General features: G+C 70.1%; 1 protein-coding gene. It reads right to left on the bottom strand.

Annotation, left to right across the window (positions count from 1 at the left end):
- Positions 1-877, bottom strand: an 877-nt coding sequence (locus WAA21_RS17890; RefSeq protein ID WP_336924212.1) for a DDE-type integrase/transposase/recombinase, incomplete at its 3' end; no start/stop codon positions are given.
- Positions 878-1,002: the final 125 nt, after the last annotated feature.

The following is a 1,002-nucleotide window of genomic DNA, read 5'->3' as shown; positions in this document are numbered from 1 at the left end:
GGGGGCGGTGGTGGTTGTACTGCTCGACGAAGGTGTCGATGAGGCCTTGCAGCTGCTGGACGGTGGCGGGCTGGACCGGTTGGGCGCGTAGGTAGCGCTTGAGGGTCTGCTGGAAGCGTTCGACCTTGCCGCAGGTGGTGGGGTGGTTCGGGCGGGAGTTCTTCTGGGTCACGCCGAGACGTCGCAGCTGGGTCTCGAGCTGGTTGCGGCCGCCCTTGCCACCGGACAGGCGGGTGGTGAAGACCATTCCGTTGTCGGTGAGGGTGCTGGTGGGGACGCCGTGCGTGCTGCAGGCGGCGAGGAAGGTGTCGGCGACGATCCGGCCGGTGACCGGGGTGTGCGTGGTGACCGAGATTGCGTAGCGGGTGCAGTCATCCAGCCAGGTGAGGATCTCCACGTCGCCGCCGCTGTAGGGCTTCGTCTCGGATGGGGTGAGGCGGTAGTGGGTGTAGTCGGCCTGCCAGCACTCGTTCGGCTGGTCGGCGGCGAAGCGGATGTAGGAGGAGCGGGGTCGCTTGCGCGGCTGAGGAGTGATGAGGCCGCGGGCGGTCAGGTGCCGGGCGATGGTGGCGCGGGACACGGCGTGCCCGTGGTGCTGCTGCAGGTGCCAGGCGATGGTGGCGGGGCCGGCGTCCAGGCCGGTGTCGGTGAGCTCCTTGCGCAGGCGCACGATCAGGTCGACGACGTCGGCGGGGGTGGCGTTGGCGATGGTGCGGGGGCGCCGGGAGCGGGCGGTGAAGGCGGCGTCGCCTTCGCGGCGGTGACGGGCGAGCAGCTCGTAGACCCAGGAGCGGGAGACGCCGTAGGTGGCGCTGATCTCGGCGACGCTGCGCTTCTCGACGGTGGCGGCGGTGAGGACCAGGCGGGCCTTGGACACACCTTCGACGCTGTCGCCGGCATCGGGCTGTCAGGGCGCGACGCGCTCAGCGGTCCGTGATGTCGTGAGACAGCAGTCCGGGATCACCTGAGACATCCGTCCGGGATGTCCTGAGCCCACACACC

Source organism: Aquipuribacter sp. SD81, from assembly GCF_037153975.1.
Classification (GTDB): domain Bacteria; phylum Actinomycetota; class Actinomycetes; order Actinomycetales; family JBBAYJ01; genus Aquipuribacter.
This window is presented reverse-complemented; position numbering and strand designations above follow the sequence as displayed.